Annotated in this window: 25 protein-coding genes; 11 read left to right on the top strand and 14 right to left on the bottom strand. The window is 64.3% G+C overall.

Features of this window, described 5'->3' with window-relative positions:
* Positions 1 to 4: 4 nt before the first annotated feature.
* From F3J17_RS28890 to kdsD, 11 genes are all read right to left on the bottom strand, one after another.
* Positions 5 to 640: an LON peptidase substrate-binding domain-containing protein gene (locus F3J17_RS28890; RefSeq protein WP_167067394.1), complete on the bottom strand. Its 636-nt coding sequence runs from the start codon at positions 638 to 640 to the stop codon at positions 5 to 7.
* A 39-nt stretch (positions 641 to 679) separates the two neighbouring features.
* Positions 680 to 1,573: an RNase adapter RapZ gene (gene rapZ / locus F3J17_RS28895; RefSeq protein ID WP_167067397.1), complete on the bottom strand. Its 894-nt coding sequence runs from the start codon at positions 1,571 to 1,573 to the stop codon at positions 680 to 682.
* 124 nt (positions 1,574 to 1,697) lie between these two features.
* A complete protein-coding gene (gene hprK / locus F3J17_RS28900; protein ID WP_027815678.1) occupies positions 1,698 to 2,666 on the bottom strand; it encodes an HPr(Ser) kinase/phosphatase in 969 nt (322 codons plus the stop codon).
* A gap of 201 nt (positions 2,667 to 2,867) precedes the next feature.
* Positions 2,868 to 3,323 (bottom strand): PTS IIA-like nitrogen regulatory protein PtsN, encoded by a 456-nt coding sequence (gene ptsN, locus F3J17_RS28905; RefSeq protein WP_027815677.1) that lies wholly within the window; start codon positions 3,321 to 3,323, stop codon positions 2,868 to 2,870.
* 443 nt (positions 3,324 to 3,766) lie between these two features.
* Complete coding sequence (gene raiA, locus F3J17_RS28910; protein WP_027815676.1) at positions 3,767 to 4,123, bottom strand: ribosome-associated translation inhibitor RaiA; 357 nt, start codon at positions 4,121 to 4,123, stop codon at positions 3,767 to 3,769.
* A gap of 177 nt (positions 4,124 to 4,300) precedes the next feature.
* Complete coding sequence (locus F3J17_RS28915) at positions 4,301 to 5,821, bottom strand: RNA polymerase factor sigma-54 (protein WP_167067400.1); 1,521 nt, start codon at positions 5,819 to 5,821, stop codon at positions 4,301 to 4,303.
* A 388-nt stretch (positions 5,822 to 6,209) separates the two neighbouring features.
* Positions 6,210 to 6,977, bottom strand: a complete 768-nt coding sequence (gene lptB, locus F3J17_RS28920; protein ID WP_167067570.1) for an LPS export ABC transporter ATP-binding protein — start codon at positions 6,975 to 6,977, stop codon at positions 6,210 to 6,212.
* Between the two features lie 20 nt (positions 6,978 to 6,997).
* Positions 6,998 to 7,690, bottom strand: a complete 693-nt coding sequence (lptA, locus tag F3J17_RS28925) for a lipopolysaccharide transport periplasmic protein LptA (RefSeq protein WP_167067404.1) — start codon at positions 7,688 to 7,690, stop codon at positions 6,998 to 7,000.
* A 31-nt stretch (positions 7,691 to 7,721) separates the two neighbouring features.
* Positions 7,722 to 8,321: an LPS export ABC transporter periplasmic protein LptC gene (gene lptC / locus F3J17_RS28930; protein ID WP_167067407.1), complete on the bottom strand. Its 600-nt coding sequence runs from the start codon at positions 8,319 to 8,321 to the stop codon at positions 7,722 to 7,724.
* Positions 8,318 to 8,884, bottom strand: coding sequence for an HAD family hydrolase (locus F3J17_RS28935; protein ID WP_167067409.1), 567 nt, complete (start codon positions 8,882 to 8,884; stop codon positions 8,318 to 8,320). The genes lptC and F3J17_RS28935 overlap by 4 nt, the downstream gene beginning before the upstream one ends.
* A complete protein-coding gene (gene kdsD, locus F3J17_RS28940) occupies positions 8,884 to 9,870 on the bottom strand; it encodes an arabinose 5-phosphate isomerase KdsD (protein ID WP_167067412.1) in 987 nt (328 codons plus the stop codon). Before kdsD ends, F3J17_RS28935 begins: the two co-directional genes overlap by 1 nt.
* A gap of 249 nt (positions 9,871 to 10,119) precedes the next feature.
* On the opposite strand from kdsD, the gene F3J17_RS28945 reads away from it, so the two are divergent.
* The 5 genes from F3J17_RS28945 (at position 10,120) to purU (ending at position 15,260) form a co-directional block, all read left to right on the top strand.
* Positions 10,120 to 12,117, top strand: a complete 1,998-nt coding sequence (locus F3J17_RS28945; RefSeq protein ID WP_167067415.1) for a cation:proton antiporter — start codon at positions 10,120 to 10,122, stop codon at positions 12,115 to 12,117.
* Between the two features lie 81 nt (positions 12,118 to 12,198).
* Positions 12,199 to 12,765 carry an adenine phosphoribosyltransferase gene (locus F3J17_RS28950; RefSeq protein WP_167067418.1) on the top strand — a complete coding sequence of 189 codons (567 nt, stop codon included), beginning with the start codon at positions 12,199 to 12,201 and terminating at the stop codon, positions 12,763 to 12,765.
* 21 nt (positions 12,766 to 12,786) lie between these two features.
* Entirely contained in the window at positions 12,787 to 13,413 is a 627-nt protein-coding gene (locus F3J17_RS28955; protein WP_167067421.1) for a LysE family translocator, read from the top strand.
* A 28-nt stretch (positions 13,414 to 13,441) separates the two neighbouring features.
* Positions 13,442 to 14,320: an NUDIX hydrolase family protein gene (locus F3J17_RS28960; RefSeq protein ID WP_167067424.1), complete on the top strand. Its 879-nt coding sequence runs from the start codon at positions 13,442 to 13,444 to the stop codon at positions 14,318 to 14,320.
* Between the two features lie 70 nt (positions 14,321 to 14,390).
* A complete protein-coding gene (gene purU, locus F3J17_RS28965) occupies positions 14,391 to 15,260 on the top strand; it encodes a formyltetrahydrofolate deformylase (RefSeq protein WP_167067427.1) in 870 nt (289 codons plus the stop codon).
* An 82-nt stretch (positions 15,261 to 15,342) separates the two neighbouring features.
* Here purU and F3J17_RS28970 read toward each other — a convergent pair whose 3' ends face one another.
* Both F3J17_RS28970 and uvrA read right to left on the bottom strand, forming a co-directional pair.
* The gene (locus tag F3J17_RS28970; RefSeq protein ID WP_167067430.1) at positions 15,343 to 16,440 is read right to left on the bottom strand and encodes an AI-2E family transporter; all 1,098 of its coding nucleotides are present in this window, start codon (positions 16,438 to 16,440) and stop codon (positions 15,343 to 15,345) included.
* A gap of 97 nt (positions 16,441 to 16,537) precedes the next feature.
* Positions 16,538 to 19,438, bottom strand: coding sequence for an excinuclease ABC subunit UvrA (uvrA, locus tag F3J17_RS28975; protein WP_167067433.1), 2,901 nt, complete (start codon positions 19,436 to 19,438; stop codon positions 16,538 to 16,540).
* Positions 19,439 to 19,715: 277 nt separating this feature from the next.
* On the opposite strand from uvrA, the gene F3J17_RS28980 reads away from it, so the two are divergent.
* The 5 genes from F3J17_RS28980 to F3J17_RS28995 all read left to right on the top strand — a co-directional run bounded on the left by F3J17_RS28980 (position 19,716) and on the right by F3J17_RS28995 (position 23,602).
* Positions 19,716 to 20,888 carry an MFS transporter gene (locus F3J17_RS28980; RefSeq protein ID WP_167067573.1) on the top strand — a complete coding sequence of 391 codons (1,173 nt, stop codon included), beginning with the start codon at positions 19,716 to 19,718 and terminating at the stop codon, positions 20,886 to 20,888.
* Positions 20,889 to 21,064: 176 nt separating this feature from the next.
* Positions 21,065 to 21,610 carry a single-stranded DNA-binding protein gene (locus F3J17_RS28985; protein WP_167067436.1) on the top strand — a complete coding sequence of 182 codons (546 nt, stop codon included), beginning with the start codon at positions 21,065 to 21,067 and terminating at the stop codon, positions 21,608 to 21,610.
* A 173-nt stretch (positions 21,611 to 21,783) separates the two neighbouring features.
* Positions 21,784 to 21,906: a hypothetical protein gene (locus F3J17_RS36505; protein ID WP_275692931.1), complete on the top strand. Its 123-nt coding sequence runs from the start codon at positions 21,784 to 21,786 to the stop codon at positions 21,904 to 21,906.
* 53 nt (positions 21,907 to 21,959) lie between these two features.
* Positions 21,960 to 22,634, top strand: a complete 675-nt coding sequence (locus F3J17_RS28990; protein WP_167067439.1) for a PAS domain-containing protein — start codon at positions 21,960 to 21,962, stop codon at positions 22,632 to 22,634.
* Complete coding sequence (locus F3J17_RS28995) at positions 22,631 to 23,602, top strand: threo-3-hydroxy-L-aspartate ammonia-lyase (RefSeq protein WP_167067442.1); 972 nt, start codon at positions 22,631 to 22,633, stop codon at positions 23,600 to 23,602. The genes F3J17_RS28990 and F3J17_RS28995 overlap by 4 nt, the downstream gene beginning before the upstream one ends.
* Positions 23,603 to 23,660: 58 nt before the next feature.
* On the opposite strand, the gene F3J17_RS29000 is transcribed toward F3J17_RS28995, so the two are convergent.
* Positions 23,661 to 24,563, bottom strand: a complete 903-nt coding sequence (locus F3J17_RS29000; RefSeq protein ID WP_167067445.1) for a LysR family transcriptional regulator — start codon at positions 24,561 to 24,563, stop codon at positions 23,661 to 23,663.
* Between the two features lie 126 nt (positions 24,564 to 24,689).
* Here F3J17_RS29000 and F3J17_RS29005 point away from each other — a divergent pair, with 126 nt between their 5' ends.
* Positions 24,690 to 26,066, top strand: a complete 1,377-nt coding sequence (locus F3J17_RS29005; RefSeq protein ID WP_167067576.1) for an MFS transporter — start codon at positions 24,690 to 24,692, stop codon at positions 26,064 to 26,066.
* The last annotated feature ends 175 nt before the right edge of the window (positions 26,067 to 26,241 follow it).

Here is a 26,241-nt window from a genome sequence, read left to right on the forward strand (position 1 = left end):
AGCATCAGAGCAACTGATGCTGCTGCATGTAGTGATGCACGACCTCGATACGCGCGCCGGCGTCGTTCAGCTCCATGAGCTTTTGGCGCGCGCGCAGCGCGATCGGCAGCACTTCGGCGAGGCGGTTGGAGACCCACGTGGGGTCGTCGAAGCGGAACGGCTCCGCGAAGGGGACGCTGGCAGCATCGCGCTCGCGGATCGTCGCGATGATGCGTTCCAGCACTTCGGCGCAGGCGCCAAAGCGCGCCAGCGCTTCGCTGCCTTCGAGCGGAATGTCGTCGGGCAACGGCTCGGCCATGCCGACCAGCAGGCCGTCGTGCTGCGCCCGATGCGATAGCAGCCTGAAACGCCGCGTGCCCTGCGCGCGGATCAGCAGCATGCCGAACGTCTCCACATCGCATTGCTCGATTTCGGCGAGACAGCCGATCGCTTCGGGCACCGAGGGTTCGTCGGGCAGCGCGACTTCGCCGCCGCTTTTCAGCAGGCACACGCCGAACGGCGTTTTTTCGCGCAGACATTCGCGCGCCATGTCCAGATAACGCGCTTCGAAGATCTTCAGCGGCAACAGGCCGCCGGGGAAGAGCACCGTATGCAGCGGAAAGAGCGGCAAATCGGCGAGCACGGCAGGAGTCGAGGACATGGCGCAACGCTTCGGTTAAGGCCGCGCCCGCGCGGCCAGTTAGGCGATAAGCCGGGACGATTCTCCGACGTCGAGGGGTGCATCGCGATGACGCACGATCACGTTAGACTCGCCCGCGAAGCGCGTGGCGAGCGTCTGGGCGATAAAGACCGAGCGATGCTGGCCGCCGGTGCAGCCAATCGCGACGGTCAGATAGCTGCGGTTATCGGCGCGAAAATGCGGCAGCCACTTGGCCACGAACGCATAAACGTCGTCGATCATTTCATGCACCGCCGGTTGCGCCTTGAGAAAGTCGATCACGGGCTGATCGAGCCCGGTGAGCGGACGCAGACGGGCGTCGTAATGCGGATTGGGTAGCGTGCGGACATCGAACACGAGATCGGCGTCGAGCGGCACACCGCGCTTGAAGCCGAACGATTCGAAGGTGAGCATGAGCGAGCCGCGCTCGCCTTCGACGAATACCTTCACCCACTGGCGCAGCGCGTTCGAACTGAGATTGCTGGTGTCGACCTGATGGCCGAATTCGGCGAGGTTGGCGACCAGTTCGCGCTCGTGCTCGATCGCTTCTTCCAGCGATTTGAGCATGCCCACGTTGGCATCGTGTGCGGCGGAACCCGACAGCGGATGGCGGCGGCGCGTTTCGGAAAAGCGCTGGATCAACGACTGCGTGCTGGCGTTGAGAAACAGCACACGCACGTCGTGCTGGGGCGCGAGACCGCGGATCATCTCCGGCATGTCTTCGAACGAGGAACTCGAGCGCGCGTCGATCGCAACCGCGAGACGCTCGTAACCGTCTTCGGAGAGATATTGCGCGAGTTGCGGCAGAAAACGCGGAGGCAGGTTGTCGACGCAGAAATAGCCGACGTCTTCGAGCGCGTTCAGCGCCACTGACTTGCCGGAACCCGAGATGCCGGTGATCAGGATGATACGCATGGGAAAGTCGATGAACCCGATTGGGTCATCATAGCATCCGATCTGCGCCCTCGCGATGACAGTCGGGCGTGCCGGCCGCACACCGGCGGCCCAGGACAGGCTTCTGGCCGGGCCGCGGGGAACGTTAGATCAGCTTGCCGGGGAACTGGCTGTCGGGGTCCTGCATGGCGAGGCGCTGGCGGTCCATGAAGTCGCGCAGCGTGTCGATGCCGCGCAGCTGCAGGATCGTGTTGCGCACGGCCGCTTCGACCAGCACGGCGAGGTTTCGGCCAGCCGCGACCTGAATCGTGACCTTGCTGATGGGCAGGCCGAGCACATCGACGGTTTGCGATTCCAGCGGCAGACGCTGGAATTCGCCGTCGGGACGGCGCACCAGCTGCACGATCAGCTTGAGCTTCATTTTCCGGCGCACGGCCGTTTCACCGAAGATCGTCTTGATGTCGAGCAGGCCCAGACCGCGCACTTCCAGCAGATTCTGCAGCAGCGGCGGGCAGCGGCCTTCGACGAAATCCGGTCCGAGGCGCACGAAGTCCACGGCGTCGTCGGCCACCAGACCGTGGCCGCGGCTGATCAGTTCCAGCCCCAGTTCGCTCTTGCCCAGGCCTGAATCGCCGGTGAGCAACACGCCCATGCCGAGAATGTCGAGGAATACGCCGTGCAGCGTGGCGCGCGGCGCGAGGATGCGCGACATGTAGAGACGCAGGCTGTCGATCACCGTGGCCGCTGACATCGGCGTGGTGAACAGCGGCGTGGACGAGCGTGTGCAGCGCAGGACCAGTTCGGGCGGCGCGGTCATGCCGTCGGCGACTACGAGGAAGGGCGGCTCCAGGGCGATCAGTTCGGCCATGTGGCGCGAACGGTCTTCGTCGGTCTGACGCTGGTAGTAATGCACTTCGGCGTCGCCGAGCACCTGAATGCGGTTCGGGTGAATCAGGTTCAAGTGGCCGACGAGGTCGGCGCTGGCCGTGGCCGTGGCGACCGTTTCAGCCGAAAAGCCGCGTTCCCAGCCTTCGTGCCCCGTCAGCCAGCTGAGCTTCAGCGTGGTGGCGTTGTCGTCGAAGATGCTTTGGGCGTTGATGCTGGACGTGTCCATGAACCGGTGACTCCGCAGTGACTCGCTTGACTACTTTTCAGTACTTCCACCGTTTTAACGGATACCGGCCTCGCCCGGTTGCCCGTGTTTTCACCGATGAGCCGTGCACGCACACACGCAGGCGGCGCGCGCCGGCCGGACGTGACAAACGCAACGGCCGGGCAGACGCGACGTACGCGCTGATGTGCAACACGCGCTACATCAAGGTTGCCACTGGGTGAGCAGGCGATGCAACGTCTCGCGATCCTCTTCCGTGTGCAGGCGCTCGCGCGTTTCGCGATCCGACAGCAACTGGGCGATCTCGGACAGAATTTCAAGATGCTGCTGCGTAGCCTGTTCGGGCACGAGCAGGAAGATGAGGAGCGAGACGGGCTGACCATCCGGCGCTTCGAAGGCAATGGGCTCGGCCAGACGCACGAAGGCGGCGAGCGGCTGCTTCAGGCCCTTGATGCGGCCGTGCGGGATCGCCACGCCCTCACCGAGACCGGTGGAGCCCAGGCGCTCGCGCGCGAACAGATTGTCGGTAACCGTGCTGCGGGCAATGCCGTTCTGGTTTTCGAAGATCAGGCCAGCTTGTTCGAAGACGCGTTTCTTGCTGGTAACGGACAGGCCGACGACGACGTTCTCGATGGGAAGTATTTTGGCTAAACGATTCATGTTGGCAGGCGAAAACGTGGCCTGAAATGCTCCTCACCCCGGCAAACGATGCGAAGGATGCGCGAGGCATACATGCCTTTGCGCACCTGACGATGCGTGCGCGGCCGGCGCCGTGGTTGGCATAACCTTGGCACAACCTGCGCGGAGCCGGGACCGTGGGGACGTGATACCCCGAAAGCGACCAGTCCATTATAGATCAAGCGTACTGGCCGATGGTGCGATGCGCCAGGCATCGGCGCAACCATTGTTGCACGGTTGCACCCGTCCACACCGTTCGATGCCGAACGCGCGCAGCGGGCTTCCATTAAAAAAGCCGCCCTGTGGGCGGCTGCGCTGGTGCGTTGGATCAGACGTTCCAACCGGTTCTGAATCGGGGCCGCATCGGAATTCAACCGGCAGCCCCGCGTTCCTGCTACTGCTATCGCACCAACATCTTCATCGCATCATTGCGGCGGTAGTTCGATCTGAACTTGCGGCTGATGCTTGAGCGCTTCGTGCTGATGTCCCTGCACGCGGTCCTTGTGACGCACGACCTGGCGATCGAGTTTATCGACCACGAGATCGATGGCGGCATACATGTCGCCATTGCAGCTCTCAACGAAGATGTCCTTGCCTTTCAGATGAAGGTTCACTTCAACCTTCTGTCTCTTGTCCTTTTCCTTGTGGTTGTCGACCGAGAGGACCACATTGCCATCGATGACCTGATCGAAATGCCTTAGCACCCTGTCCAGTTTGGTGATCACATATTCTCGCAACGCTGGCGTTACTTCGAGATGGTGTCCACTGATCTTCAGATTCATAGTGCTTCTCCAGGCTGATGGCCGCGTGACGCGTGAAGCGCGGCTGTGCCGGTCGACTGACTTGCCGAAGCGTGCGGCTCCCCGAAAGGCCTGCTACGAACGACTAGCGCGGCCGGCCATTTCCGCCAACTGGCGTTGCGGCCGGAAAACGCCTGCTCCGTAAAAGCCGGAACAGGCTCAAAGAGACTTGCGCAAATTGACCGCTGGAATCTTCAGTGCTTCGCGATACTTCGCGACGGTGCGTCGCGCAACCACGAAACCCTGTTCAGCCAGCAGTTCGGCTATGCGGCTGTCCGAAAGAGGGGATTTGGTGTTCTCGGCTCCTATGAGTTGCTTGATGAGCGCGCGGATCGCGGTTGAGGATGCTGCGCCTCCCGTGTCTGTCGATACATGCGATCCGAAGAAGTACTTAAATTCAAGTGTCCCGAATGGAGTCAGCATGTATTTACCGGTTGTCACACGCGAGACAGTTGATTCGTGTAGGCCCAGCGTATCAGCAATCTCCCTCAAAACCAAGGGGCGCATGGCGATCTCGCCGTGGACGAAAAAGTTCTTCTGACGCTCGACGATCGCCTGCGCCACGCGCAGGATGGTTTCGAAGCGCTGCTGGATGTTCTTGATGAGCCAGCGTGCTTCCTGCAACTGCTGGCGCAGCGAGCCGCTACCCGGATCGCCCCGGTTGTTGCGCAGGATATTCGCGTACAAATGGTTGATGCGCAGCTTGGGCACCACTTCCGGGTTCAGTTCTGCGAACCAGTTCTGGCCCGTCTTCTTCACCATGATGTCTGGCACGACGTAGTCGGCTTCCGCCTTGCCGTAGGCCGCGCCCGGGAACGGTTCGAGCGAGCGGATCATCGTGTGCGCGTCGCGCAGTTCGTCGTCGCCGGTCTTCAGTTGCTTGCGCAAGCGCGTGAAGTCGCGCGCCGCGAGCAGTTCCAGATGGTTCGACACGATCTCCAGCGCCAGCGTGCGCGTAGGCGACGAATTGACGCGCAGCAGTTGCAGCTTGAGACATTCGGAAGCCGAACGCGCACCCACGCCCGCCGGGTCGAAGCTGTGCAGCAAGGCGAGTGCCGCGTTCAGCTCGTCGTTATCGACTTCGAGTTCTTCCGGGATATCGGCAAGAATTTCCTCGCACGTCGTGGAGAGGTAACCGTCTTCGTCGAGCGATTCGATCAGGAACGTAATGAGCGCACGATCGCGCAGGCTGGCGTTCGTTTCGCGCAATTGCGCCATCAGGTGATCGCGCAGCGTCGTGGTGGATTCGTGGATCTGCAGCGGCGGCAGATCGTCGTCGTCGGAGGCGCTGCCCGAGCGGCCGTAGTCGTCCAGATTCCATTGGCTGGAATCGCCGTTGGCGTCGCCGCCCAGGCCGTTGTAGTCGTCCACGCCGCGCGGTTCGCCATCGCCGTTATCGCTGTCGCTGCCCGATGAGCTGGACGAGCCGTTGCTGGCGCCCTGCATCGATTCCGGCGCCGACGATTGCGGCGGCTGGGCGATCAGCGAGCCGTCCGCGGCTACGCGCAGGGGGCTTGAAATCCAGTCGTCGTCGTTCTCCAGCAGCGGATTTTGCGAGATCGCCGTGGCGACTTCCTGCTGCAGTTCGAGCGTCGACAGCTGTAGCAGCCGGATGGACTGCTGCAGTTGCGGAGTGAGCGCAAGATGCTGCGAGAGGCGGAGTTGGAGGCTGGCTTTCATGGCAATGTGCGATTCATTGTAAAGAGTTTGCCACGCTCGCGATACCACGCGACATTCGCGAAAACGCGCGTGCCCCGCCTTGGTGCCGCTGGGGCTGCGGGGGCGAATTTGGTGCGCAAACAGCGCCTGCGGCTCCATGCCCGATAACGCATTTATTCGTGTTGCGTAAGCATGCCGCGCCTGTGACGCAGCCACACGATAGCGCATCGCGCGCTCGCAGCGGGCAATCGCTGACGGCGGGCAGACACAAACGGAAAACTCAGGGGAAGCGGGGGCGCGAGGCAGACTTGGCGCCCAGGATACAGCGACGAACAGCCGGATACAGTCAGAACCAGCGAGACCGGATCCGGGCGCGTGCTGCGCCCGGACGATCGGCGTACTAGCGGTGTTACATGCGGAAGTGTTCGCCGAGATAGACGCGGCGCACGCTTTCGTTTTCGATGATTTCACCAGGCGCGCCGGCAGCCAGCACGGTGCCGTCACTGATGATGTAGGCGTGATCGCAGATGCCGAGCGTTTCGCGCACGTTGTGGTCCGTAATCAGCACGCCGATGTTGCGCTGCTTCAGGAACTTCACGATCTTCTGGATTTCGAGCACGGCGATCGGGTCCACGCCCGCGAACGGCTCGTCGAGCAGAATGAAGCTCGGGTCGGTGGCCAGTGCGCGTGCGATTTCCACACGGCGGCGCTCGCCGCCCGACAGCGAGAGCGCCGGATTTTCACGCAGATGCGCAATCTGCAGTTCGTCGAGCAGCGCTTCGGCGCGCGTCGTGATGACGTCTTTCGACAGGCGCTTGCCGTTCTCGTCCACTTGCAGTTCGAGCACCGCGCGGATGTTCTCTTCGACGGTGAGCTTGCGGAACACCGACGCTTCCTGCGGCAGGTACGACAAGCCAAGCGCCGCGCGCTTGTGGATCGGCAGCAGACTGATCGACTGGCCGTCGAGATCGATCTCGCCCGCGTCGAGCGGCACGAGACCCACGATCATGTAGAACGAGGTGGTCTTGCCCGCGCCGTTGGGGCCGAGCAGACCGACCACTTCGCCGCTTTTCACGTCGAGCGAGACGTCCTTGACCACCGTGCGCGAGCCATAGCGCTTCTTGAGGTTGCGCACGACGAGCGAGCTCGTCTTGCCCGCGGACGGGCGCTGATGGATGGGGGAGGCGGTGGCGATGTTCACTGTTGCGGCGCTTCCTGAAGCTTCGTGGAGGGCGCAAGCGTAGCCGAAGCGCCCGTGAGCGGCTGCACGCCGCCGTTGCGCGGCGACAGCATGGCGCGCACACGGCCCTTCGGATTGCCCGGGCCCGCGACGTCCGTACCCGACTTCGCGGTGTAGAAGTCGTTCTGGCCGTCATAGGTCACGACGCTGCCATGCACCTGATCCATCACCGTGGACAGGCCTTGCAGGCGGCGCACCGTGGCGCGCGTCGTGAGCGTGGTGAGGTCCTGCTTGCCGTCGTAGTCGATGCGCTCGGCCGTGCCGTCGACGTATTCGTCGATACCCTCGCGCTTCTGGCGGAAGTAGGCAAGGTTGGCGTCCGGCGTGCCCGGCGCGACCGTGCCGGTGGCGTACTGGTAACCCTGAGGATCCTGGGTGACGACGAGCTTGTCGGCCTTGATCAGGATCGTGCCCTTGGTGGCGACCACGTGACCGGTGAAGATGGTCTGCTGCTTGAGGTCGTCATACGTCATGTTGTCCGCTTCGATGTTGAGCGGTTTGTCCTTGTCGGCGCGTTCGGCGTGCGCGGCCGGCGCGAAGCCCGCGAGCGGAAGCGCGAGGGCGAGCGCGCCCAGCGTGGCGAACGCGGCGCGGCGCCAGCGCTCGGCGCGCGGCAAACCGGACAAGAGACGGGGAAGCGATTCGTTCATGCAATCATGCCTTGCGTGGACGGCCCGGGGATCAGGACGAGCCGCCGGAATCAGCCGGAGCGATCGCGCCGCGGACGTTGCCGTAGAGCTGGATCACCCGGGTGACGTTGTTGTAGTTCATGCCGTTGGTGGCCGTCATGACCGACAGGCCGCGACGAAGTTTAACCGGCTTTTCGGTCAGGATCACATCGTCGTTCACCAGCACGCGGAAATGCTCGGAATCAGCCTGCATCTCGGGGTCGCCATAGCCGGCGGCGCGCAGGATGCGGGCGTTGTCGTACAGATTAACGATCGAGGCGTCCGAATTGACCGTGCCGCGCTTGCCGGTGGCCGTGACCGTCGGCTTGCCGGGCTGGAACGCGCGCACCGCGGGCATCGTGAGGTCGCTATCCTGGTCGTCCTCGTAGTGCACCATGTGGGTGGCGGTCAGGCGGTACTGCGTCGCGCCCGACTGGTCGAGTTCGGAGACCGAGAAGTTGTCGGCGAAGTAATCGGGCGAATGCGTGAGCGGACGCGGCGCAGCCTCGTTCTCGTGCGGCTTGACGGCCTGGAACAGCCACCACGTGAAACCGGCGAGCAATGCGACGCACAGCACCGGGATCAGCGAGGTGAGGCGGAACTTCTGGTTCATCGGTGCGCCCCGGCGTCCGGCGATTGCGCCGAACAGGCTGCGGCGAGCATCGCGTCATAGTGCCCCTGGGCGCGCAGGATCAGGTCGGTGACTTCGCGCACGGCGCCGTGGCCGCCGGTGCGGTCGGTGACCCAATGGGCGCGCGCCAGCACTTCGGTGTGCGCGTTGGCCGGTGCTGCGCCAAAGCCGCACTGGAGCATCACCGCGAGGTCGGGCCAGTCGTCGCCCATGTAGCCGCATTCTTCAGCCGTGACGCCGGTCTCGGCGAGCAGTTGCTGGAACGCGACGCGCTTGTCTTCCACGCCCTGATACAGATGCGTGATGCGCAGTTCCTTCGCGCGCACGGCGACGATCTCGGACTTGCGCCCGGTGATGATGGCCGTGTCGATGCCCGCTTCGCGCAGCAGCTTCGCGCCGTGGCCGTCGAGCGAGTTGAAGTCCTTCATGGTGTCGCCCGCGCCGGTAAACAGCAGGCCGCCGTCGGTGAGCACGCCATCGACGTCGAAAATCATCAGTCGCACGCGTGCCGCGCGCGTCTTCGCATCCAGCTCGGAAGCCGCCATCAGATCACCTTCTTGGAGAACAGGTCGTGCATATTGAGTGCGCCGATGAGTACGCCTTCGGCGTCCACCACCAGCATCTGATTGATGCGATGGCGCTCCATCAGTTCCACCGCTTCCACGGCAAGTTGATCGGGACCGATCGTGCGCGGGCCGCGGGTCATGACTTCGCTGATCGGCAGATCGCGGAAATCGCCCACGCGCTCCAGCACGCGGCGCAGGTCGCCGTCGGTGAAGATGCCGGCGACGTGGCGCTCGGCGTTGACGATCGCCGTCATGCCCATGCGCTTGGCGGTGAGCTGGAAGAGGGCGTCGCGCACCGAGGCGTTGTCGCGTACCTGCGGGATCGCTTCGCCGGTGCGCATCACGTCGCGCACATAGGTGAGCAGGCGCCGGCCGAGCGCGCCGCCCGGATGCGAGCGCGCGAAGTCGTCGGCGCCAAAGCCGCGCGCGTCGAGCACCGCCACCGCAAGCGCGTCTGACAGCGCGAGCGCCGCCGTGGTGCTGGCGGTGGGCGCGAGATTGAGCGGGCAGGCTTCCTTTTCGACGCCGGCGTTCAGATGGACGTCGCACAGCTTGCCGAGCGTCGATTGCGGGCGGTCGCCCGTCATGCCGATCATCTTCGCGCCGATGCGCTTGACGAGCGGCAGGATCGCCACGAGTTCTTCGGATTCGCCGGAGTTGGACAGGCCAATAAAGACGTCGTCCGCCGTCACCATGCCGAGGTCGCCGTGGCTCGCTTCGGCGGGATGCACGAAGAAAGCGGGCGTGCCCGTGGAGGCCAGCGTGGCCGCGAGCTTGCGGGCAATATGGCCCGATTTGCCGATGCCGGAAACGACCACGCGTCCACGGCAACTGAGGATGAGATCGACCGCGCTGACGAAGTTGTCGTCCAGCCGGTCGCGAAGCCCGCGCACGGCGTCAGCTTCGATGTCGAGCACGTCGCGAGCGAGCGTCAGCGCCCGGTCGCCATTGATTTTCGCTATCATCCGGGGAGTATAGCAAAGGCGTATGCGCGCCGCGCCTGCGCTCCCAGCGCCCCTTGCCGGCGGCGTGGCCCCTTGCCGGCGGCGCTAGGCGCCACCGGCATTCCCCGGCTTGACCCTCGCAGCACTTCCCAATTCGCATCGTTTGCGCCGATCATGGACCCGACCGGCGCGGGCAGAGTTTTCACCGTCGGCTACGTGCTGGTTCAGGCGTACTTTCGGCAACCCATAAGAACGAGGACGCTTCGCACGATGATTTCACCGCTGGAAATGACGTTGTTCCTGCTGCTCGCTTCGGTGGTGGGCGTCGTGCTGTTCCGTTACCTGAATCTGCCGCCGATGCTGGGCTATCTGACGGTCGGGATTCTGGTCGGGCCGCGCGCGCTCGGCATCGTCCCGGACACGCACGGCGCACAGAACCTGGCGGAATTCGGCGTGGTGTTCCTGATGTTCTCGATCGGGCTGGAGTTTTCGCTCTCCAAGCTGCGCGCGATGCGGCGCGCCGTGTTCGGGCTGGGGCTCTCGCAGGTCATGGGGTCGATCGCGGTGGCGCTGCTGGTGGGGCTGGCGCTCTCGCCGTGGGTGCATATCACCTGGCAGGCCTGCGTGGCGCTGGGCGGAGCGCTGGCGATGTCGTCCACCGCCATCGTCAGCAAGATGCTGGCGGAGCGGCTGGAGATCGAATCGGAGCATGGCCGCAATATTCTCGGCGTGCTGCTGTTCCAGGATCTGGCCGTGGTGCCGCTCCTGATCGTGATTGCGGCGTTTGGCGGCTCGTCGGAGTCGCTGATCGAATCGCTTGGCATGGCGGCGATCAAGATCGTGCTGGCTTTGGGCATTCTGCTGTTCGTCGGCCAGAAGTTCATGACGCGCTGGTTCAACGTGGTCGCGCGCCGCCGCTCGCAGGAGCTGTTCGTGCTGAACGTGCTGCTGGTGACGCTGGGCGCGGCCTTTATCACCGATAAATTCGGCCTGTCGCTCGCGCTGGGCGCGTTTATCGCCGGCATGTTGATCGCCGAAACGCCTTACAAGCATCAGGTGGAAGAGGACATCAAGCCGTTTCGCGACGTGCTGCTGGGCCTGTTCTTTGTGACCACGGGCATGCTGCTGAATCCGCATGTGATCTGGCAGCATCCGCTGATGGTGGCCGCGTTCCTGATCGCGCCGATCGTGCTCAAGGCCGTGCTGATCACGGCGATCACGCGGCTCTTCGGCGCGTCGCCGGGCGTGTCGATGCGCACGGGCCTCGGTCTCGCGCAGGCGGGCGAATTCGGCTTCGTGCTGCTGAACCTCATTCTCGACAAACATCTGGTCGATCCCACGCTGCTGCAGGCGATTCTCGCGGCGATGCTGCTGTCGATGCTGGCCGCGCCGTTCCTGATCCAGAACGCCGATCGCATCGTGCTGCGCCTGTCCTCCACAGAATGGATGCAGCAGTCGCTGATGATGACGCGCATCGCCACGCAAAGCCTCAAGCAGAGCGGCCACGTGATCGTCTGCGGCTATGGCCGCGCGGGGCAGAACCTGGCGCGCATGCTCGAATACGAAGGGCTCTCGTATGTGGCGCTCGACCTGGACCCGGATCGTGTCGCGGCGGCGGCGGCGGCGGGCGAATCGGTGGTGTTCGGCGATGCGGCGCGGCGCGAGTCGCTGGTCGCGGCGGGCATTCACCGCGCGGCGGCGGTGGCTATTACTTATGCGAACACGCAGTCGGCGTTTCGCGTGCTGCATCACATCCACGAACTGGAGCCCACGCTGCCGGTAATCGTGCGCACCGTCGACGACGCCGATCTCGAACGTCTGCTCGCTGCGGGTGCAACCGAGGTGATTCCGGAAATCGTCGAAGGCAGCCTGATGCTGGCCTCGCACATGCTGGTGCTGATGGGCGTGCCGATGCGCCGCGTGGTGCGCCGCGTGGAAGAGCTGCGCGACGAGCGTTACAGCCTGCTGCGCGGCTACTTCCACGGCACCGACGATGCGGGCGAGGACGGTCACGAGCAGGTGCGGCTACAATCCGTACCGGTCGATCCGCGCGCCGACGCCGTGGGCCGCACGCTGGCCGATCTGGGCCTCGTGGACCTCGGCGTGGAAGTCACGGCGATCCGCCGCCACGGCATTCGCGGCGTGGAGCCGGACCCGTCGACGAAGCTGCGCGAAGCCGACATCGTCGTGCTGCGCGGCCTGCCCGAGCAGCTCGCGCTGGCCGAGGAACGTCTGTCCCGCCATCGCAAGGCGGGTGCTGCGGCCTGAGCGCCGCTGGCGATACAGGGTCCCGCCCCGTTAATCGACCCGCTTCTTTCTATCTGTTACTGGTTACTACCCGGAGAAATCATGTCCAACGCACCTGCGAACGCGAGCGTCGATCCTGCGCAGTTCGTAAACAGCCTGATCCGCACGGTGCCCGACTGGCCTCAGCCGGGAGTGCAGTTCCGCGACATCACGCCGCTCATCGGCGACCCCAAGGGCCTGCGCGTGCTGATCGACCTGCTCGTCGAGCGTTACGTGGGCATGAAGCTCGACCGCATCGCAGGTCTGGACGCGCGCGGCTTCATCATCGGGCCGATCGTCGCCTATGAGCTGAACGTGGGCTTCGTGCCGATCCGCAAGATCGGCAAGCTGCCGTACAAGACGGTCTCGGAGACCTACAAGCTCGAATACGGCGAATCGACCGTCGAGATTCACGAGGACGCCGTCAGCCAGGGCGAGCGCGTCGTGATCGTCGACGATCTGATCGCCACGGGCGGCACCATGCTCGCGGGCAAGCGCCTGCTCGAACGCCTGGGCGCGACGGTGGTGGAAGGCGCGGCGATCATCGACCTGCCGGAACTGGGCGGCTCGAAGCTGCTCACCGAATCGGGCCTGCCGCTCTACACCATCACCTCGTTCGGCGGACATTGATCCCACGGAGACCCTGAGGCCATGCCCAATTTCGCGCTTTTTCTCGCGACTTCGCTCGCCATTACCTTTGCGCCCGGTCCGGATAACCTCCAGGTGCTCGCGCGCGGCATCTCGCAGGGGCGCGCGGCCGGGCTGGTCTCCGCGCTTGGCTTTGCCGCGGGGGTGACCTTCCACACCACGCTGGCCGCGTTGGGTATCGCCGCACTGCTGCGTTCGTCGCCGCTGGCGTTCCAGATTCTCAAGCTCGCGGGCGCGGCGTACCTGATCTGGATTGGCGTGAAGGCGTTGCGCAGCCAGGGGCTGGCTTCCGCGGGCGACCGTCCGCGTCAGCCGCTTTCGACGATTTTTCGCCAGAGCGTGCTCGGCAACGTGATGAACCCGAAGGTGACGCTGTTCTTCGTGGTGTTCCTGCCGCAGTTTGTCGATACGCATGGTGCACAAAGCGGCGCTCAAAGCGTCACGCTGCAGATGCTCGAACTGGGTGTGGTCTTCATGCTGCAAACGGTGGTGGTGTTTTCGATTTTCGGTCTATGCGCGGGCACCATCGGCGGCTGGCTCAAGCGCCGTCCGCGCGCGGGCGTGTGGCTCGACCGCCTCGCGGGCCTGACCTTCATCGCCATCGGCATGCGCATTGCACTGCGCGACTGATCCTGCCGAACGACTACCGGATGACCCGATGAGCCTGCCTTGCATCATTGACGCGCGCCGCTTCGACGCCGCCGCGCATTTGCCCTTTTACTTCGGCGACCAGCGCGTGGGCTGGATTCGCCGCGCCGATGCGCCGCTGCTGGCGCGCTGGCCTGATGTCTTCACCATCGTCGATGCCGGGCCGGATGCGCGTGTCGCACTTGGCGCTGAGTTCGACAACGTTACGGCGCGCAGCGCGGCGCTGGGATCGGTGATCGGCGCGCTGGCCGCCGAGGGCCGCATTCCGGGCTGGCGCAACGAGACCTACGCGATCCGCAACAGCTTCGATGCGCCGCCGCTCGCCTATATCGAACGCGCCGCCTCGCGCTTCTTCGGCACCATGACCTACGCGGTGCATCTGAACGGCGTCGTAGAATATGCGGCCACGGCTGCGCCGACGGTGCCGACAGCGCCGCAATTGTGGATCGCGCGCCGCAGCGACACCAAGGCCACCGATCCCGGCATGCTCGACAACGTCGTGGCGGGCGGCATCGGCTGGGGCCTGGGCGTTGAAGCGACGCTTGCGAAGGAATGCTGGGAAGAGGCGGGCATTGCCGCCGAACTGGCCGCGCGCGCCACGCCGGGTCGCACCGTGCATGTGCTGCAGTCGCTGCCCGAAGGCACCCAGGCCGAGCAGATCTTCGTCTACGACCTCGTGTTGCCCGAAGATTTCGTGCCGCACAATCAGGACGGCGAAGTGGGCGAGCACCGCCTCGCGCGCATCGAAGAAACCGCGCGCTGGATCGAGGAAGGCCGCATGACGGTCGACGCGAGTCTCGCGACGCTCGATCTGATGCTGCGCCGCCAATGGATCGACGAAGACGCGTGCGAGGGTATCGCCGCGATCTTCGAACCACCGACGCTGTGAAAGGGCGTTGGATTTTTTACTCGCTAAAGCCCTTTTGAATCACAAAGAAATGACGGGAGTTACCAAGGTCATGTCGACCGATCACAGCTTCATTCTCAACCTGTCGTGCGCCGACCGGCCGGGCATCGTGCATGCCGTGTCGGGTTTTCTGTTCGAGCGCGGCAGCAACATTCTCGATTCGGCCCAGTTCGGCGACAGCCACACGAGCGAATTCTTCATGCGCGTGCATTTCCAGCAAGTGGGCGGCGACCCGGGCCTCGACGGCCTGCGCGCGGCGTTTGCACCGCTCGCCGACGAGTTCGGCATGCGCTGGGAACTGCAGGACGCGAACGTGAAGCCGCGCGTGGTCATCATGGTTTCCAAGATCGGCCACTGCCTGAACGACCTGCTGTTCCGCTACCGCACCGGCCAGTTGCCGATTGAAATCCCGGCGATCATCTCGAATCACAAGGACTTCTATCAGCTGGCGGCGAGCTACAACATTCCGTTCCATCACTTCCCGCTGCTCGGCGGCACGGCGGCCGACAAGGCCGCGCAGGAAGCGCGCGTGCTCGAAGTGATCAACAACGAACGTGCCGATCTGGTGGTGCTCGCGCGCTACATGCAGATTCTGTCGCCGCAACTGTGCAATGCGCTGGAAGGCCGCGCGATCAACATTCACCACTCGTTCCTGCCGAGCTTCAAGGGCGCGAAGCCGTATTACCAGGCGTTCGACCGCGGCGTGAAGCTGATTGGCGCGACGGCGCACTATGTGACGTCGGATCTGGACGAAGGCCCGATCATCGAGCAGGAAGTCGAGCGCGTGGACCACAATATGACGCCGGAGCAACTCACGGCGATCGGCCGCGACGTGGAGTGCGTGACGCTCGCGCGTGCGGTGAAGTGGCATGTGGAGCACCGCATTCTGCTCAACGGCCATAAGACGGTGGTTTTCCGTTGAGCTGCGATTTCCCTGCGGAGTAACGAAAATGGCCCCCAAAGGGGCCATTTTTCATGGTGCGCGTTGCTGCGAAGTGCCGCCTTCAAACCAGCCGCAAATAAATCAGCTCGCGCTTGATATACGCATAGAAAATCGGCGCGGCGATCACGCCCTGGATGCCGAATGCGGCTTCCATCACCAGCATCGCCATCAGCAATTCCCACGTGCGCGCCTCGATCTGGCCGCCCACGATGCGTGCGTTCAGGAAGTATTCGAGCTTGTGGATCACGATCAGAAACGCCAGCGCCGTCACCGCCGCCGGCAGGCTGACCGTCAGCGCGATCGCCACGATCAGCGTGTTCGAGATCAGATTGCCGATTACCGGCAGCAGGCCCACCACGAAGGTCACCACCACCAGCATCTTCGCGAGCGGCAGCGGTGCGTGCACCACCGGCAGCACCAGCAGCAGGAACAGCCCCGTGAACACCGTGTTGATCGCCGAAATCTTCACCTGCGCGAACACGATGCGGCGGAACGCGTCCGCGAATCGGGAAACCCGCGCGACAAACGCCGTCGACAACGGCAGCCGCGTGGCGTTCTTCTGCGCGCCAATCGCGATGATCGCGCCGATGATCATGCCGATCACGATATGCCCCAGGATGCGCGCCGCGTTCTTGCCGCCCTGGCCCAGCTGGGTGGCGTGCTCGTGCATCAGCGCGAGCGCCTTGAGCTTCATCTGCGCGACGTCCACCGGCAGATAGGAGGCGATGGCGTCGGGAATGCGACCGCGCGCCTGATCGACGAAGTTCATCATCTGCGACATGACTTTCTGCACGCTCGGCACGTCGTTCTCGAACTGTTCGATCACGCCTACCGTGAGGCCCGTGAGCACGCCGACTATCACGATCGATACCAGCACCACCGAAAGCCAGCGCGCCCGGCTGCTCGACATGCGCCGTTCGATCAGCGGAGAAATAGTGTGCACGAGCTGATAGACGAGCATGCCCGCGAGCAGGGCGCCGAGCAGGTTCAGATGCAGCACCGCCCACATCCCGCCAATCGCGGCCAGGTAGCTGCCGATCTCCACCGCCGACAGCTTCGGCAGGCTCATATCGCTCGTGAGCCGGACGGGCCGGGGCCGCAGGTCGCGCACCTGCTGCTTGTCGTCCGCCGTGTCGGTCGCTTCGTTGCGCTTGGCCATGTTGCGTGTATTCCGTCCCCAGACCCTTGGGGGCGCGCGGCCCCCGTTCCGTTGTGTGCGCAGCTTTATCGCAAATCTGCGCTGCTTGTTTGCCTGACTAGGTGCCCGAAGCCGTATCGAGCGCCGCCACCTTGCCGCCCGAGCGCTTGAGCAGCGGCGCAAGATAGCGGCCCGTGAAGCTGGCCTTCGATTTCGCCACCTGCTCGGGCGTGCCTTGAGCCACGATCTGGCCGCCGCCCGCGCCGCCTTCGGGACCCATGTCGATGACCCAGTCTGCCGTTTTGATTACATCGAGATTATGCTCGATGATCACGACCGTATTGCCCTGATCTCGTAGCCGATGAATCACTTCGAGCAGCAGCGCGATATCGTGGAAGTGCAGACCGGTGGTCGGCTCGTCGAGGATGTAGAGCGTGCGGCCGGTGTCGCGCTTGGAAAGTTCCAGCGACAGCTTCACGCGCTGCGCCTCGCCGCCCGAGAGCGTAGTGGCCGACTGGCCCAGGCGGATATAGCCCAAACCCACGTCCAGCAAGGTTTTGAGCTTGCGCGCGACGACCGGCACCGCCTTGAAGAACTCGTAGGCGGTTTCCACCGTCATATCGAGCACTTCGCTGATGTTCCGGCCCTTGTACTGGATTTCCAGCGTCTCGCGGTTGTAGCGCTTGCCGTGGCAGACGTCGCAAGGCACGTAGACATCCGGCAGAAAGTGCATTTCCACTTTCAGCACGCCGTCGCCCTGGCAGCTTTCGCAGCGGCCGCCCTTGACGTTGAACGAGAAGCGGCCCGACTCATAGCCGCGTTCCTTGGCCGCCGGCACGCCCGCGAACAGCTCGCGGATCGGCGTGAAGAGGCCCGTGTAGGTGGCCGGATTCGAGCGCGGCGTGCGGCCGATCGGCGATTGATCGACGTTGATGACCTTGTCGAAATGCTCCATCCCCTCGATGGCCTCGAACGGCGCCGGTTCCGCCGACGATCCGTACAGATGCTGCGAGATCGCGTGGTAAAGCGTGTCGTTGATGAGCGTCGACTTGCCCGAGCCCGACACGCCCGTTACGCAGGTCAACAGGCCGACCGGCAGGTCGAGCGTGACGTGCTTGAGATTGTTGCCGTAAGCCTCGACGATGCGCAGGCGGCGCTCGCCCGGCTCCATACGCTCGTCCGGATAGTCGATACGGCGCGCGCCCGACAGATACTGGCCCGTCATCGAAGCCGGATCGTTCTCCACGTGCTTGGGCGTGCCTTCGGAAATCACCATGCCGCCGTGCTCGCCCGCGCCCGGTCCCATGTCGACCACATAGTCGGCCATGCGGATCATGTCTTCGTCGTGCTCCACGACGATCACCGAATTGCCGAGGTCGCGCAGATGCTTGAGCGTGGAAATCAGGCGGTCGTTGTCGCGCTGATGCAGGCCGATCGACGGCTCGTCGAGCACGTACATCACGCCCGTGAGCCCCGAGCCGATCTGCGATGCCAGACGAATACGCTGCGCCTCGCCGCCCGAGAGCGTTTCGGCGCTGCGGTCGAGCGACAGGTAATCGAGCCCGACGTTATTCAGGAACATCAGCCGCGCGACGATTTCCTTGACCACTTTATCGGCGATCTCGCGCTTGGCGCCTTCGAGGCGCAGCGTCTGGAAGTAGCCGAGCGAGTCGCGCAGCGGCCAGCCGCTCACCTCATAGATGGCGCGCGCGTCCTCGTTCATGCCGATGCGCACGAAACGCGCTTCGCGGCGCAGACGCGTGCCTTCGCAGTGCGGGCAGGCCTGATTGTTCTGGTATTTCGAGAGTTCTTCGCGCACCGCGGACGAATCGGTTTCGCGATAGCGGCGCTCCAGGTTCGGAATGATCCCTTCGAACACGTGCTCGCGCACCGAAGTCCGCCCGCGCTCGTTGATGTACGAGAACGGGATTTCCTGCTTGCCCGAGCCGTACAGGAGGATCTTGCGCACCTTCTCCGGCAGGTCTTCGAAGGCGGTGTCGATGTCGAAGTCGTAGAACACCGCCAGGCTTTGCAGCATCTGGAAGTAGAACTGGTTGCGGCGGTCCCAGCCCTTGACCGCGCCCGCCGCGAGCGACAGCGACGGATGCGCGACCACCCGCTTCGGATCGAAGAAGGTGATCTGGCCCAGGCCGTCGCACTCCGGGCACGCGCCCATCGGGTTGTTGAACGAGAAGAGGCGCGGCTCCAGCTCCGGCAGCGAATACGAGCAGATCGGGCAGGCGAACTTCGAGCTGAACAGATGCTCCTTGTTCGTGTCCATTTCGAGCGCGACGGCGCGGCCTTCGGCCAGACGCAGCGCGGTCTCGAACGATTCCGCGAGGCGCTGCTTCATGTCCGGGCGCACTTTCAGGCGGTCCACCACCACGTCGATGGTGTGGCGCTCGCTCTTCTTGAGCTTGGGCAGCGACTCCACCTCGTAGATCTTCGCCTCGCCTTCATTGGCCGTGCCGCCGCCCGAACGCACGCGAAAGCGCACGAAACCCTGCGCCTGCATATCGTCGAAGAGTTCGGCGTGCTCGCCCTTGCGGTCCACGATCACGGGCGCGAGGATCATCAGCCGGGTTTCTTCCGGCAGCGCGAGCGCGGCGTCGACCATCTGCGAGACGCTTTGCGACTCCAGCGGAATCTCGTGATCCGGGCAGTAAGGCGTGCCCACACGTGCGTAAAGAAGTCGCAGGTAGTCGTGAATTTCGGTGACCGTGCCGACCGTCGATCGCGGGTTGTGCGAGGTGGCTTTCTGCTCGATGGAGATAGCCGGTGACAGACCCTCGATCAGGTCGACATCGGGCTTTTCCATCAGCTGCAGGAACTGGCGCGCGTAGGCCGAGAGGCTTTCCACGTAACGGCGCTGGCCTTCCGCGTAGAGCGTGTCGAAGGCCAGCGAGGACTTGCCCGAGCCCGACAGCCCGGTAATCACCACGAGCTTGTGGCGCGGCAGGTCCAGATTGACGTTCTTGAGGTTGTGGGTTCGGGCCCCACGGATACGGATCTGTTCCATGAACCTGCGGGAGAAAGGGAGGCTAAACCTGCTACTATAACGACTTTTCCAGACCGCCGTTACGGCTTCCTGACGGTCTTTGAAAGGGTCCTGACGTGCGCCTGACGCATCGTACGCGGGCCCTGCAAGCGAATCGACAGATCTTGCATGCGACCCAGGCCTGCGCGCCGGGCCACGGTCGGCGTCCACGGCGCGCATGACCGCATGACCGGTGGGCACGGCGGCCTAATCACAAAACGCTCCGATGTCCTCCAACTCACCCGCTACCTCTTCACGCATGAGCGCGCCCGAAGTGCGCGCGACCGTGTCGCTTGCCGCGATCTTCGCGCTGCGCATGCTGGGCCTGTTCATGATCATGCCGGTGTTTTCGGTTTACGCGAAAACCATTCCCGGCGGCGACAACGTGCTGCTAGTCGGCATCGCGCTAGGCGCGTACGGCGTCACACAGTCCCTTCTGTACATCTTCTACGGCTGGATCTCCGACAAGATCGGGCGCAAACCCGTGATCGCCGCCGGTCTCGTGATCTTCGCGATCGGCAGCTTCGTCGCGGCGGGCGCGCACGATATGACGTGGATTATCGTCGGGCGGGTGATCCAGGGCATGGGCGCGGTGTCGTCCGCCGTGCTGGCCTTCATCGCCGATCTGACCTCGGAGCAGAACCGCACCAAGGCCATGGCGATGGTGGGCGGCTCGATCGGCCTGTCCTTCGCGGTGGCGATCGTGGGCGCACCGGTGGTGTTCCACTGGGTCGGCATGAGCGGCCTGTTCACGCTGGTGGGCGTGTTCTCGATCGTCGCGGTGGGCGTGGTGCTGTGGGTGGTGCCCGATGCGCCCCGCCCCGTGCATGTGCGCGCGCCGTTCTCCGAAGTCCTCCACAACGTGGAGCTGCTGCGCCTGAACTTCGGCGTGCTGGTGCTGCATGCCACACAGACCGCGCTGTTCCTGGTCGTGCCGCGCCTGCTGGTGGATGCGGGCTTGCCAGTCGCCGCGCACTGGAAGATTTATCTGCCGGTGATGGGCCTGTCTTTTGTGCTGATGGTGCCGGCCATCATCGCGGCAGAGAAGAAGGGCAAGATGAAGGCAGTCGTGGTATCGGCCATTGGGCTTATCCTGATCGGCCAGCTTCTGCTCGGCTCGCTTGCGCATACCATTGCAATCGTGGCGGGCGTGCTGTTCGTGTACTTCCTCGGCTTCAATATTCTGGAAGCGTCGCAGCCTTCGCTGGTGTCGAAGCTCGCGCCCGGCACGCGCAAGGGCGCGGCCACCGGCGTGTACAACACGACGCAGTCGATCGGCCTTGCGCTGGGCGGCGTGGTGGGCGGCTGGATGCTCAAGCACGACGGCGCGAGCGCGGTGTTTTACACCTGCTCGGGGCTGGTGGCGTGCTGGCTTATAATCGCGGCCAACATGAAGGCCCCGCCCAAGCGGGCTGAGGCTAAACAGGCATAAGCAGGCATAAGCCTCGCTGGCTCGAATGTATCGAAGCAACGGTGCGCCAGGCGGTGCGCCGTGCAACAACACTCTCAGCAACCTATTTCGCGAAAAGCGATTCGCGCCCGGCAGTCGCACAATGACGGCCATGAGCGCGCGGCCGCTTTTCGATACTGAATCAACAGGAGAATTTCATGGCATCCGTGAACAAGGTGATCCTCGTCGGCAACCTCGGCGCCGAGCCGGAAGTGCGCTATCTGCCGAGCGGCGACGCCGTGGCGAACATCCGCCTCGCGACGACCGACCGCTATAAGGACAAGGCGTCCGGCGAGTTCAAGGAAATGACCGAATGGCACCGCGTGGCGTTCTTCGGCCGTCTGGCCGAGATCGTCTCGCAATACCTGAAGAAAGGTTCGTCGGTGTATATCGAAGGCCGCATCCGCACGCGCAAGTGGCAGGCGCAGGACGGCACGGACCGTTACTCGACGGAAATCGTCGCGGATCAGATGCAGATGCTGGGCGGCCGCAGCGGCGGCGGTGCATCGGCAGACGCGGATATGGGCGATGACGGCGGCTACAGCCAGCAGTCGTCGGCGCCGCGCGGCGGTGGCCGTGCTTCGGGCGGCAACATGGGCGGCGGCGCGCCGCGTTCGAGCGGCGGCGGCGCAAGCGGCGGTGGCCGTCCGAGCGCGCCGGCTGGCGGCGGCTTCGACGAAATGGACGACGATATTCCGTTCTAAACGTCGCGCTGAGCAGTACCGTACTCAGAACGCCCTTGCAGCATGCCGCTGCAAGGGCGTTTTTCGTTGCTCGCCCGCTTTTCGTATTCCTCCGATTCAGCCGCGCGAGCGCGATCTCTAAGCTGACTCTCCTTGATGCGCGGCACATCGCTGCGCCGTTCCGGAGTCCAGCCATGAGTCCCAGCCCGCTTATCGATCTCACCCGCTTGCAGCAGATTCCCGCTTCGGCATCTTCTTCGCGCGTTAGCGCGTTCGCGCTCGCCATCGCTTTCTTCCGGCGCTGGCTCGGCAAATAAACGCTTTGTCGAAGTGATTTGACATTTTGTCGTAAACCGTCAAAATGTCATTCATGACGAAGCCAGCCAGATCCGCTGAAATCCAGCACGAAAACCAGCTCCTCCTGCGCGAGGGTCGCAAGATCGTCGAGGCGCTCGGCCAGACGCTGGCGCCGCTCGTCGAAGTCCTGCTGCATGATCTCACCACGCCCGAGCAATCGGTCGTCGCCATTGCGAACAATCTGTCGGGCCGTCAGATCGGCGACGCCGCGACCGAAATGGGCCTCGCCCGCATCGCGGACCCCGGCTTTCCCGACGTCGTCGCCAACTATCCGAATCGTTTTCCGGATGGCCGTCCGGTCAAGAGCACGTCCATCGGCCTGAAGAACAGCGCGGGCGAATGCGTCGCGGCCATCTGCCTGAACATGGACGTGTCGCTGCTCGGTGCGGTCACGGCGGGTCTCGGCCAGCTGATGCAGACCGGCGCGGCCTCGCCAGTCGCCGAAACGCTTGCGCCGCATACGAGCGGCGAGGCCCGCGACACCATCCGCGCCGCGCTCGAACGCTTTGCCGCCGCGCGCAACACCACGCCCATCGGCATGACGCTCGCGCAGCGCCGCGAAGCCGTGCGCGAACTCGCCGAAAGCGGCCACCTGAACCTGCGCCACGCGCTTGCCGAAGTCGCGCGCACGCTCGGCGTGGCGCGCCCGACCGTCTATTCCTACCTGCCCAGCGAGCATCGACCATGAGCACCTTGCCGATCACCTTCGAAGACGTCGCCGCCGCCCACGAGCGCATTCGCGGCGTTGCGCACCGTACACCCGTGATGACTTCGCGCACCGCGAACGCGCTCACGGGCGCGGAACTGTTCTTCAAGTGCGAGAACTTCCAGCGCATGGGCGCGTTCAAGTTTCGCGGCGCATATAACGCCATCGCGCAATTCACGCCGGAGCAAAAGAAGGGCGGCGTGATCACGTTCTCGTCGGGCAATCACGCGCAGGCGATCGCGCTGTCGGCGCAACTGCTCGGCGTGAAGGCTGTGATCGTGATGCCGCACGATGCGCCCTCGGTGAAGGTCGAGGCGACGCGCGGCTACGGCGGCGAAGTCGTGTTTTACGACCGCTACACCGAAGACCGCGAAGCGCTCGGCAAGCGGCTCGCCGAAGAGCGCGGCCTTACGCTGATTCCGCCTTACGACCATCCGCACGTGATGGCAGGGCAGGGCACGGCGGCCAAGGAACTGTTCGAGGAGGCTGGCGATCTCGACGTGCTGCTCACGCCGCTCGGCGGTGGCGGGCTGCTGTCGGGTTGCGCGACGGTGGCGCATGCGCTTGCGCCGCGCTGCACGGTGATCGGCGTGGAACCGGCGGCCGGCAACGACGGCCAGCAGAGTTTCCAGAAGGGCGAGATCGTCCACATCGACACGCCTAAAACGATCGCCGATGGCGCGCAGACGCAGCATCTCGGCAACTACACCTTCGCGGTGATCCGCGAGCGTGTGCAGGAGATCGTCACGGTGAGCGACGCGGAACTCGTCGAGACGATGAAGTTCTTCGCGAGCCGCATGAAGCTGGTGGTCGAGCCGACCGGCTGTCTCGCGGCGGCGGCGGTGCTGCAACGCAAGGTGGATGTGCGCGGCAAGCGCGTGGGCATCGTGATTTCGGGCGGCAATGTCGATCTGCTGCGTTTCGCCGATCTGGTGCGCGCGCAGGACTGACGCTTTCCGAGGTTTTCCCGGCGGATTTTCCCGACGTTTTCGCGGCGCTTCGCGGGCCCTAACCGAGCAGGGCCGCGAGCGCTTCGCGCGCATGGCTCACCTGCGCGCTTTCGCCGGGCCGTCCCGGCAGCAGATGAAACTCCGCCGCCGGCAACGGCGGCAGCCCGAACGAAGCGGGGCAGGCTTCCACGCCATCGCCGATCGCCGATTCGTTCAGACACGAAATCCCCAGCCCCGCCTTGAGCGCCAGTTGCAGCCCGGCGACACCCGACGCCGAATGCGAAATCAGATACGGCATGCGCGCGCGTTCGAGCAGCTTTACGACGTAGCGCTGCAACTGGCATGTCGACGGCAGCAGCACCAATGGCCACGGCGGCGCGAGCGACGCATGTTCGCGCAGCGTCTCGCGCGCGCCGACCCAGAGCAGCTTCTCGCGCCGGATGACCGTGCTTTCGCCACTCGCATGATCGGCGCGCGACGATGCACGCCGCGACGGCGCATCGACCATACGTAGCGACACACCGATATCGAACACATTGTCCTGCGCGCTCGCCTCGATTACGGCGCTCGGCAGCACGGTCACGTGCAGGCGCAGACGCGGATGCTGGCTCGCAAAGCGCCGGATGATGGCGGCCACGTCGTGCGGCCGGTAGTAATCGGTGATGGCCAGGCGCAGTTCGCCGTCGAGCGAGCGCCCGAGCATGTCGTCGAACGCGGCGTCGCACATCGCCACGATGCGGCGCGCGTGCTCGACGAGCTTCGCGCCCGCGGGTGTAGCGGCAACGCCTTGTTTGCTGCGCACGAATAGCGGCTGGCCGATGCGATCTTCGAGCTTCTTCAGTTGCTCGCTGACCGAGGACTGCGAAAGAAATACCCGCTCCGCAGCGCCCGATACGCTGCCTGCTTCCGTCACGGCGAGGAAAGTGCGCAACTGCGCGAGATCGAGACCGCGAGCGTTCATGTCGATGGCGTTCGTATTGCGTTCAATGTTTCGGAAAATCCGATCACATCGTTTGGATATTTCCGCTTTTCCGATAGATGGTGCGCCCTTAGCATGGCCGCAGTCAATGCATTTCTGGAGGCGGAAATGGAGCACGTAATCGAACACACGACAGCACGCGCGAAACAAAACACGAACGGCGGCCCCGCGTCGCATCGCTGGAAGGTCTTGAGCGTTGGCGTCGCGGCCAATGCGAGTTTTGCGGCCGCGTTTTCCGGGATACCGGCGACGGCGGTGTGGCTGCGCCCCTCGTATGGCATCGGCACGGGAGAACTGGGCTTTGTGCTCGGCATGCTCGGGCTCGGGATTGTGCTGAGCGAGTTGCCTTGGGGACTGCTGACGGATCGTTGGGGCGACCGGCGCGTGCTGCTGCTCGGGCTTGCATCGACGATGGCAGCGCTCATCGCGATGGCGGTGTGGGGCGTGCCGTCCGCTGCCCATGTGCCTGGGCCGCATGCGCTGGTGGCGGGATTTCTCGCCATCGGGCTGCTGGGCGGCAGCGTCAACGGTTCGAGCGGACGCGCCGTGATGGCCTGGTTCGGGCCAAAGGAGCGTGGACTTGCGATGAGCATCCGGCAGACGGCGGTTCCCGCGGGAGCGGGCATCGGCGCGCTGCTGCTGCCGGCGCTCGCGGCCCATGCGGGATTCATGTGGGTGTACGGCACGCTCGCGGCGATGTGTTTTATATCGGCATTCCTCACGATTATCTGGGTGCGCGAGCCCGATATCGTCCCGCAGGCAAACACGGCGTCTGAAACGCCCGCGGTCACGGCGCCGGCGCGCTCGCCATTGTTGCGCGCCCAGGTCTGGCGCATGGCCGGCGGCATCGCGGCACTGTGCATTCCGCAGGTCGCGGTGATCACGTTCGCAAGCGTGTTCCTCCACGATTTCGGCCATGCGGCCAGTGCGGCGGCAGGCGTGGTGCTCGCATCGGTGCAGATCGGCGCGGCAGTCATGCGTGTGTGGAGCGGCCGATGGACCGACCGGCGCGGAAACCGCAACGCGTATCTGCGCGCCTGTGCGGCGCTCACCGTCGTGCTTTTCGCTGTGCTGGCCGCGACGACGGCGTGGTGCGCGCAAGCAGTGCATGCCCAGCCGGGCTTGCCTGCACTTTCGCTGATCGCGCTATCCGTGTTGCTGGTGGCAGGCGGCGTCGCCGCGTCGGCGTGGCATGGCGTGGCCTACACCGAACTCGCGACGCTCGCGGGCCACGGCCGTGTGGGCAGCGCACTCGCCATGGGGAACACGGGGGCGTTCGTCGCCTTCTGGCTGGCGCCGTCCGCCATTCCGATGCTGCTTGGGGTCGCGGGTTGGCCCGCCGTCTGGCTGGGTGCCGCCGCATGTGCGGCGCTCGCATGGCCCGCATTTGCGCAGCCTCGTGTTCACCGCCCTCATGCTGATGACGCGATCGCGCCAGCAGTACGGTCCTCGCGGCCTCGGTCAGGCAATAGCGCCGCAGTTTGAATCCGGCTAGATAAAGTTCTTAAAAGTGTGATTTTAAAATTGAGAATTGTGCGAATTAAATCCACTTATTTAGCATAAAAAATAGACATTTAAATGTTATTTACTATTCATGATTCGGATATTTCTTATTCTGGCAATCTTTAATCAATGTTCAGATGGTGCTTTCAGAAACGTT

The organism is Burkholderia sp. Ax-1719 (genome assembly GCF_011753055.1).
Classification (GTDB): domain Bacteria; phylum Pseudomonadota; class Gammaproteobacteria; order Burkholderiales; family Burkholderiaceae; genus Paraburkholderia.

What these genes read in the sequence shown, in the direction of transcription:
- F3J17_RS28995 (WP_167067442.1), top strand. Translation starts at nt 22,631, where the DNA reads ATGAGCACCTTGCCGATCACCTTCGAAGACGTCGCCGCCGCCCACGAG.
- ptsN (WP_027815677.1), bottom strand. Translation starts at nt 3,323, where the DNA reads ATGAATCGTTTAGCCAAAATACTTCCCATCGAGAACGTCGTCGTCGGC.
- F3J17_RS28970 (WP_167067430.1), bottom strand. Translation starts at nt 16,440, where the DNA reads ATGGCCAAGCGCAACGAAGCGACCGACACGGCGGACGACAAGCAGCAG.
- purU (WP_167067427.1), top strand. Translation starts at nt 14,391, where the DNA reads ATGTCGACCGATCACAGCTTCATTCTCAACCTGTCGTGCGCCGACCGG.
- rapZ (WP_167067397.1), bottom strand. Translation starts at nt 1,573, where the DNA reads ATGCGTATCATCCTGATCACCGGCATCTCGGGTTCCGGCAAGTCAGTG.
- F3J17_RS28985 (WP_167067436.1), top strand. Translation starts at nt 21,065, where the DNA reads ATGGCATCCGTGAACAAGGTGATCCTCGTCGGCAACCTCGGCGCCGAG.
- F3J17_RS28890 (WP_167067394.1), bottom strand. Translation starts at nt 640, where the DNA reads ATGTCCTCGACTCCTGCCGTGCTCGCCGATTTGCCGCTCTTTCCGCTG.
- hprK (WP_027815678.1), bottom strand. Translation starts at nt 2,666, where the DNA reads ATGGACACGTCCAGCATCAACGCCCAAAGCATCTTCGACGACAACGCC.
- F3J17_RS36505 (WP_275692931.1), top strand. Translation starts at nt 21,784, where the DNA reads ATGAGTCCCAGCCCGCTTATCGATCTCACCCGCTTGCAGCAGATTCCC.
- lptA (WP_167067404.1), bottom strand. Translation starts at nt 7,690, where the DNA reads ATGAACGAATCGCTTCCCCGTCTCTTGTCCGGTTTGCCGCGCGCCGAG.
- F3J17_RS28960 (WP_167067424.1), top strand. Translation starts at nt 13,442, where the DNA reads ATGAGCCTGCCTTGCATCATTGACGCGCGCCGCTTCGACGCCGCCGCG.
- F3J17_RS28950 (WP_167067418.1), top strand. Translation starts at nt 12,199, where the DNA reads ATGTCCAACGCACCTGCGAACGCGAGCGTCGATCCTGCGCAGTTCGTA.
- kdsD (WP_167067412.1), bottom strand. Translation starts at nt 9,870, where the DNA reads ATGATAGCGAAAATCAATGGCGACCGGGCGCTGACGCTCGCTCGCGAC.
- lptC (WP_167067407.1), bottom strand. Translation starts at nt 8,321, where the DNA reads ATGAACCAGAAGTTCCGCCTCACCTCGCTGATCCCGGTGCTGTGCGTC.
- F3J17_RS28945 (WP_167067415.1), top strand. Translation starts at nt 10,120, where the DNA reads ATGATTTCACCGCTGGAAATGACGTTGTTCCTGCTGCTCGCTTCGGTG.
- F3J17_RS28990 (WP_167067439.1), top strand. Translation starts at nt 21,960, where the DNA reads ATGACGAAGCCAGCCAGATCCGCTGAAATCCAGCACGAAAACCAGCTC.
- F3J17_RS29005 (WP_167067576.1), top strand. Translation starts at nt 24,690, where the DNA reads ATGGAGCACGTAATCGAACACACGACAGCACGCGCGAAACAAAACACG.
- uvrA (WP_167067433.1), bottom strand. Translation starts at nt 19,438, where the DNA reads ATGGAACAGATCCGTATCCGTGGGGCCCGAACCCACAACCTCAAGAAC.
- F3J17_RS28980 (WP_167067573.1), top strand. Translation starts at nt 19,716, where the DNA reads ATGAGCGCGCCCGAAGTGCGCGCGACCGTGTCGCTTGCCGCGATCTTC.
- F3J17_RS28915 (WP_167067400.1), bottom strand. Translation starts at nt 5,821, where the DNA reads ATGAAAGCCAGCCTCCAACTCCGCCTCTCGCAGCATCTTGCGCTCACT.
- raiA (WP_027815676.1), bottom strand. Translation starts at nt 4,123, where the DNA reads ATGAATCTGAAGATCAGTGGACACCATCTCGAAGTAACGCCAGCGTTG.
- F3J17_RS28935 (WP_167067409.1), bottom strand. Translation starts at nt 8,884, where the DNA reads ATGGCGGCTTCCGAGCTGGATGCGAAGACGCGCGCGGCACGCGTGCGA.
- F3J17_RS28955 (WP_167067421.1), top strand. Translation starts at nt 12,787, where the DNA reads ATGCCCAATTTCGCGCTTTTTCTCGCGACTTCGCTCGCCATTACCTTT.
- F3J17_RS29000 (WP_167067445.1), bottom strand. Translation starts at nt 24,563, where the DNA reads ATGAACGCTCGCGGTCTCGATCTCGCGCAGTTGCGCACTTTCCTCGCC.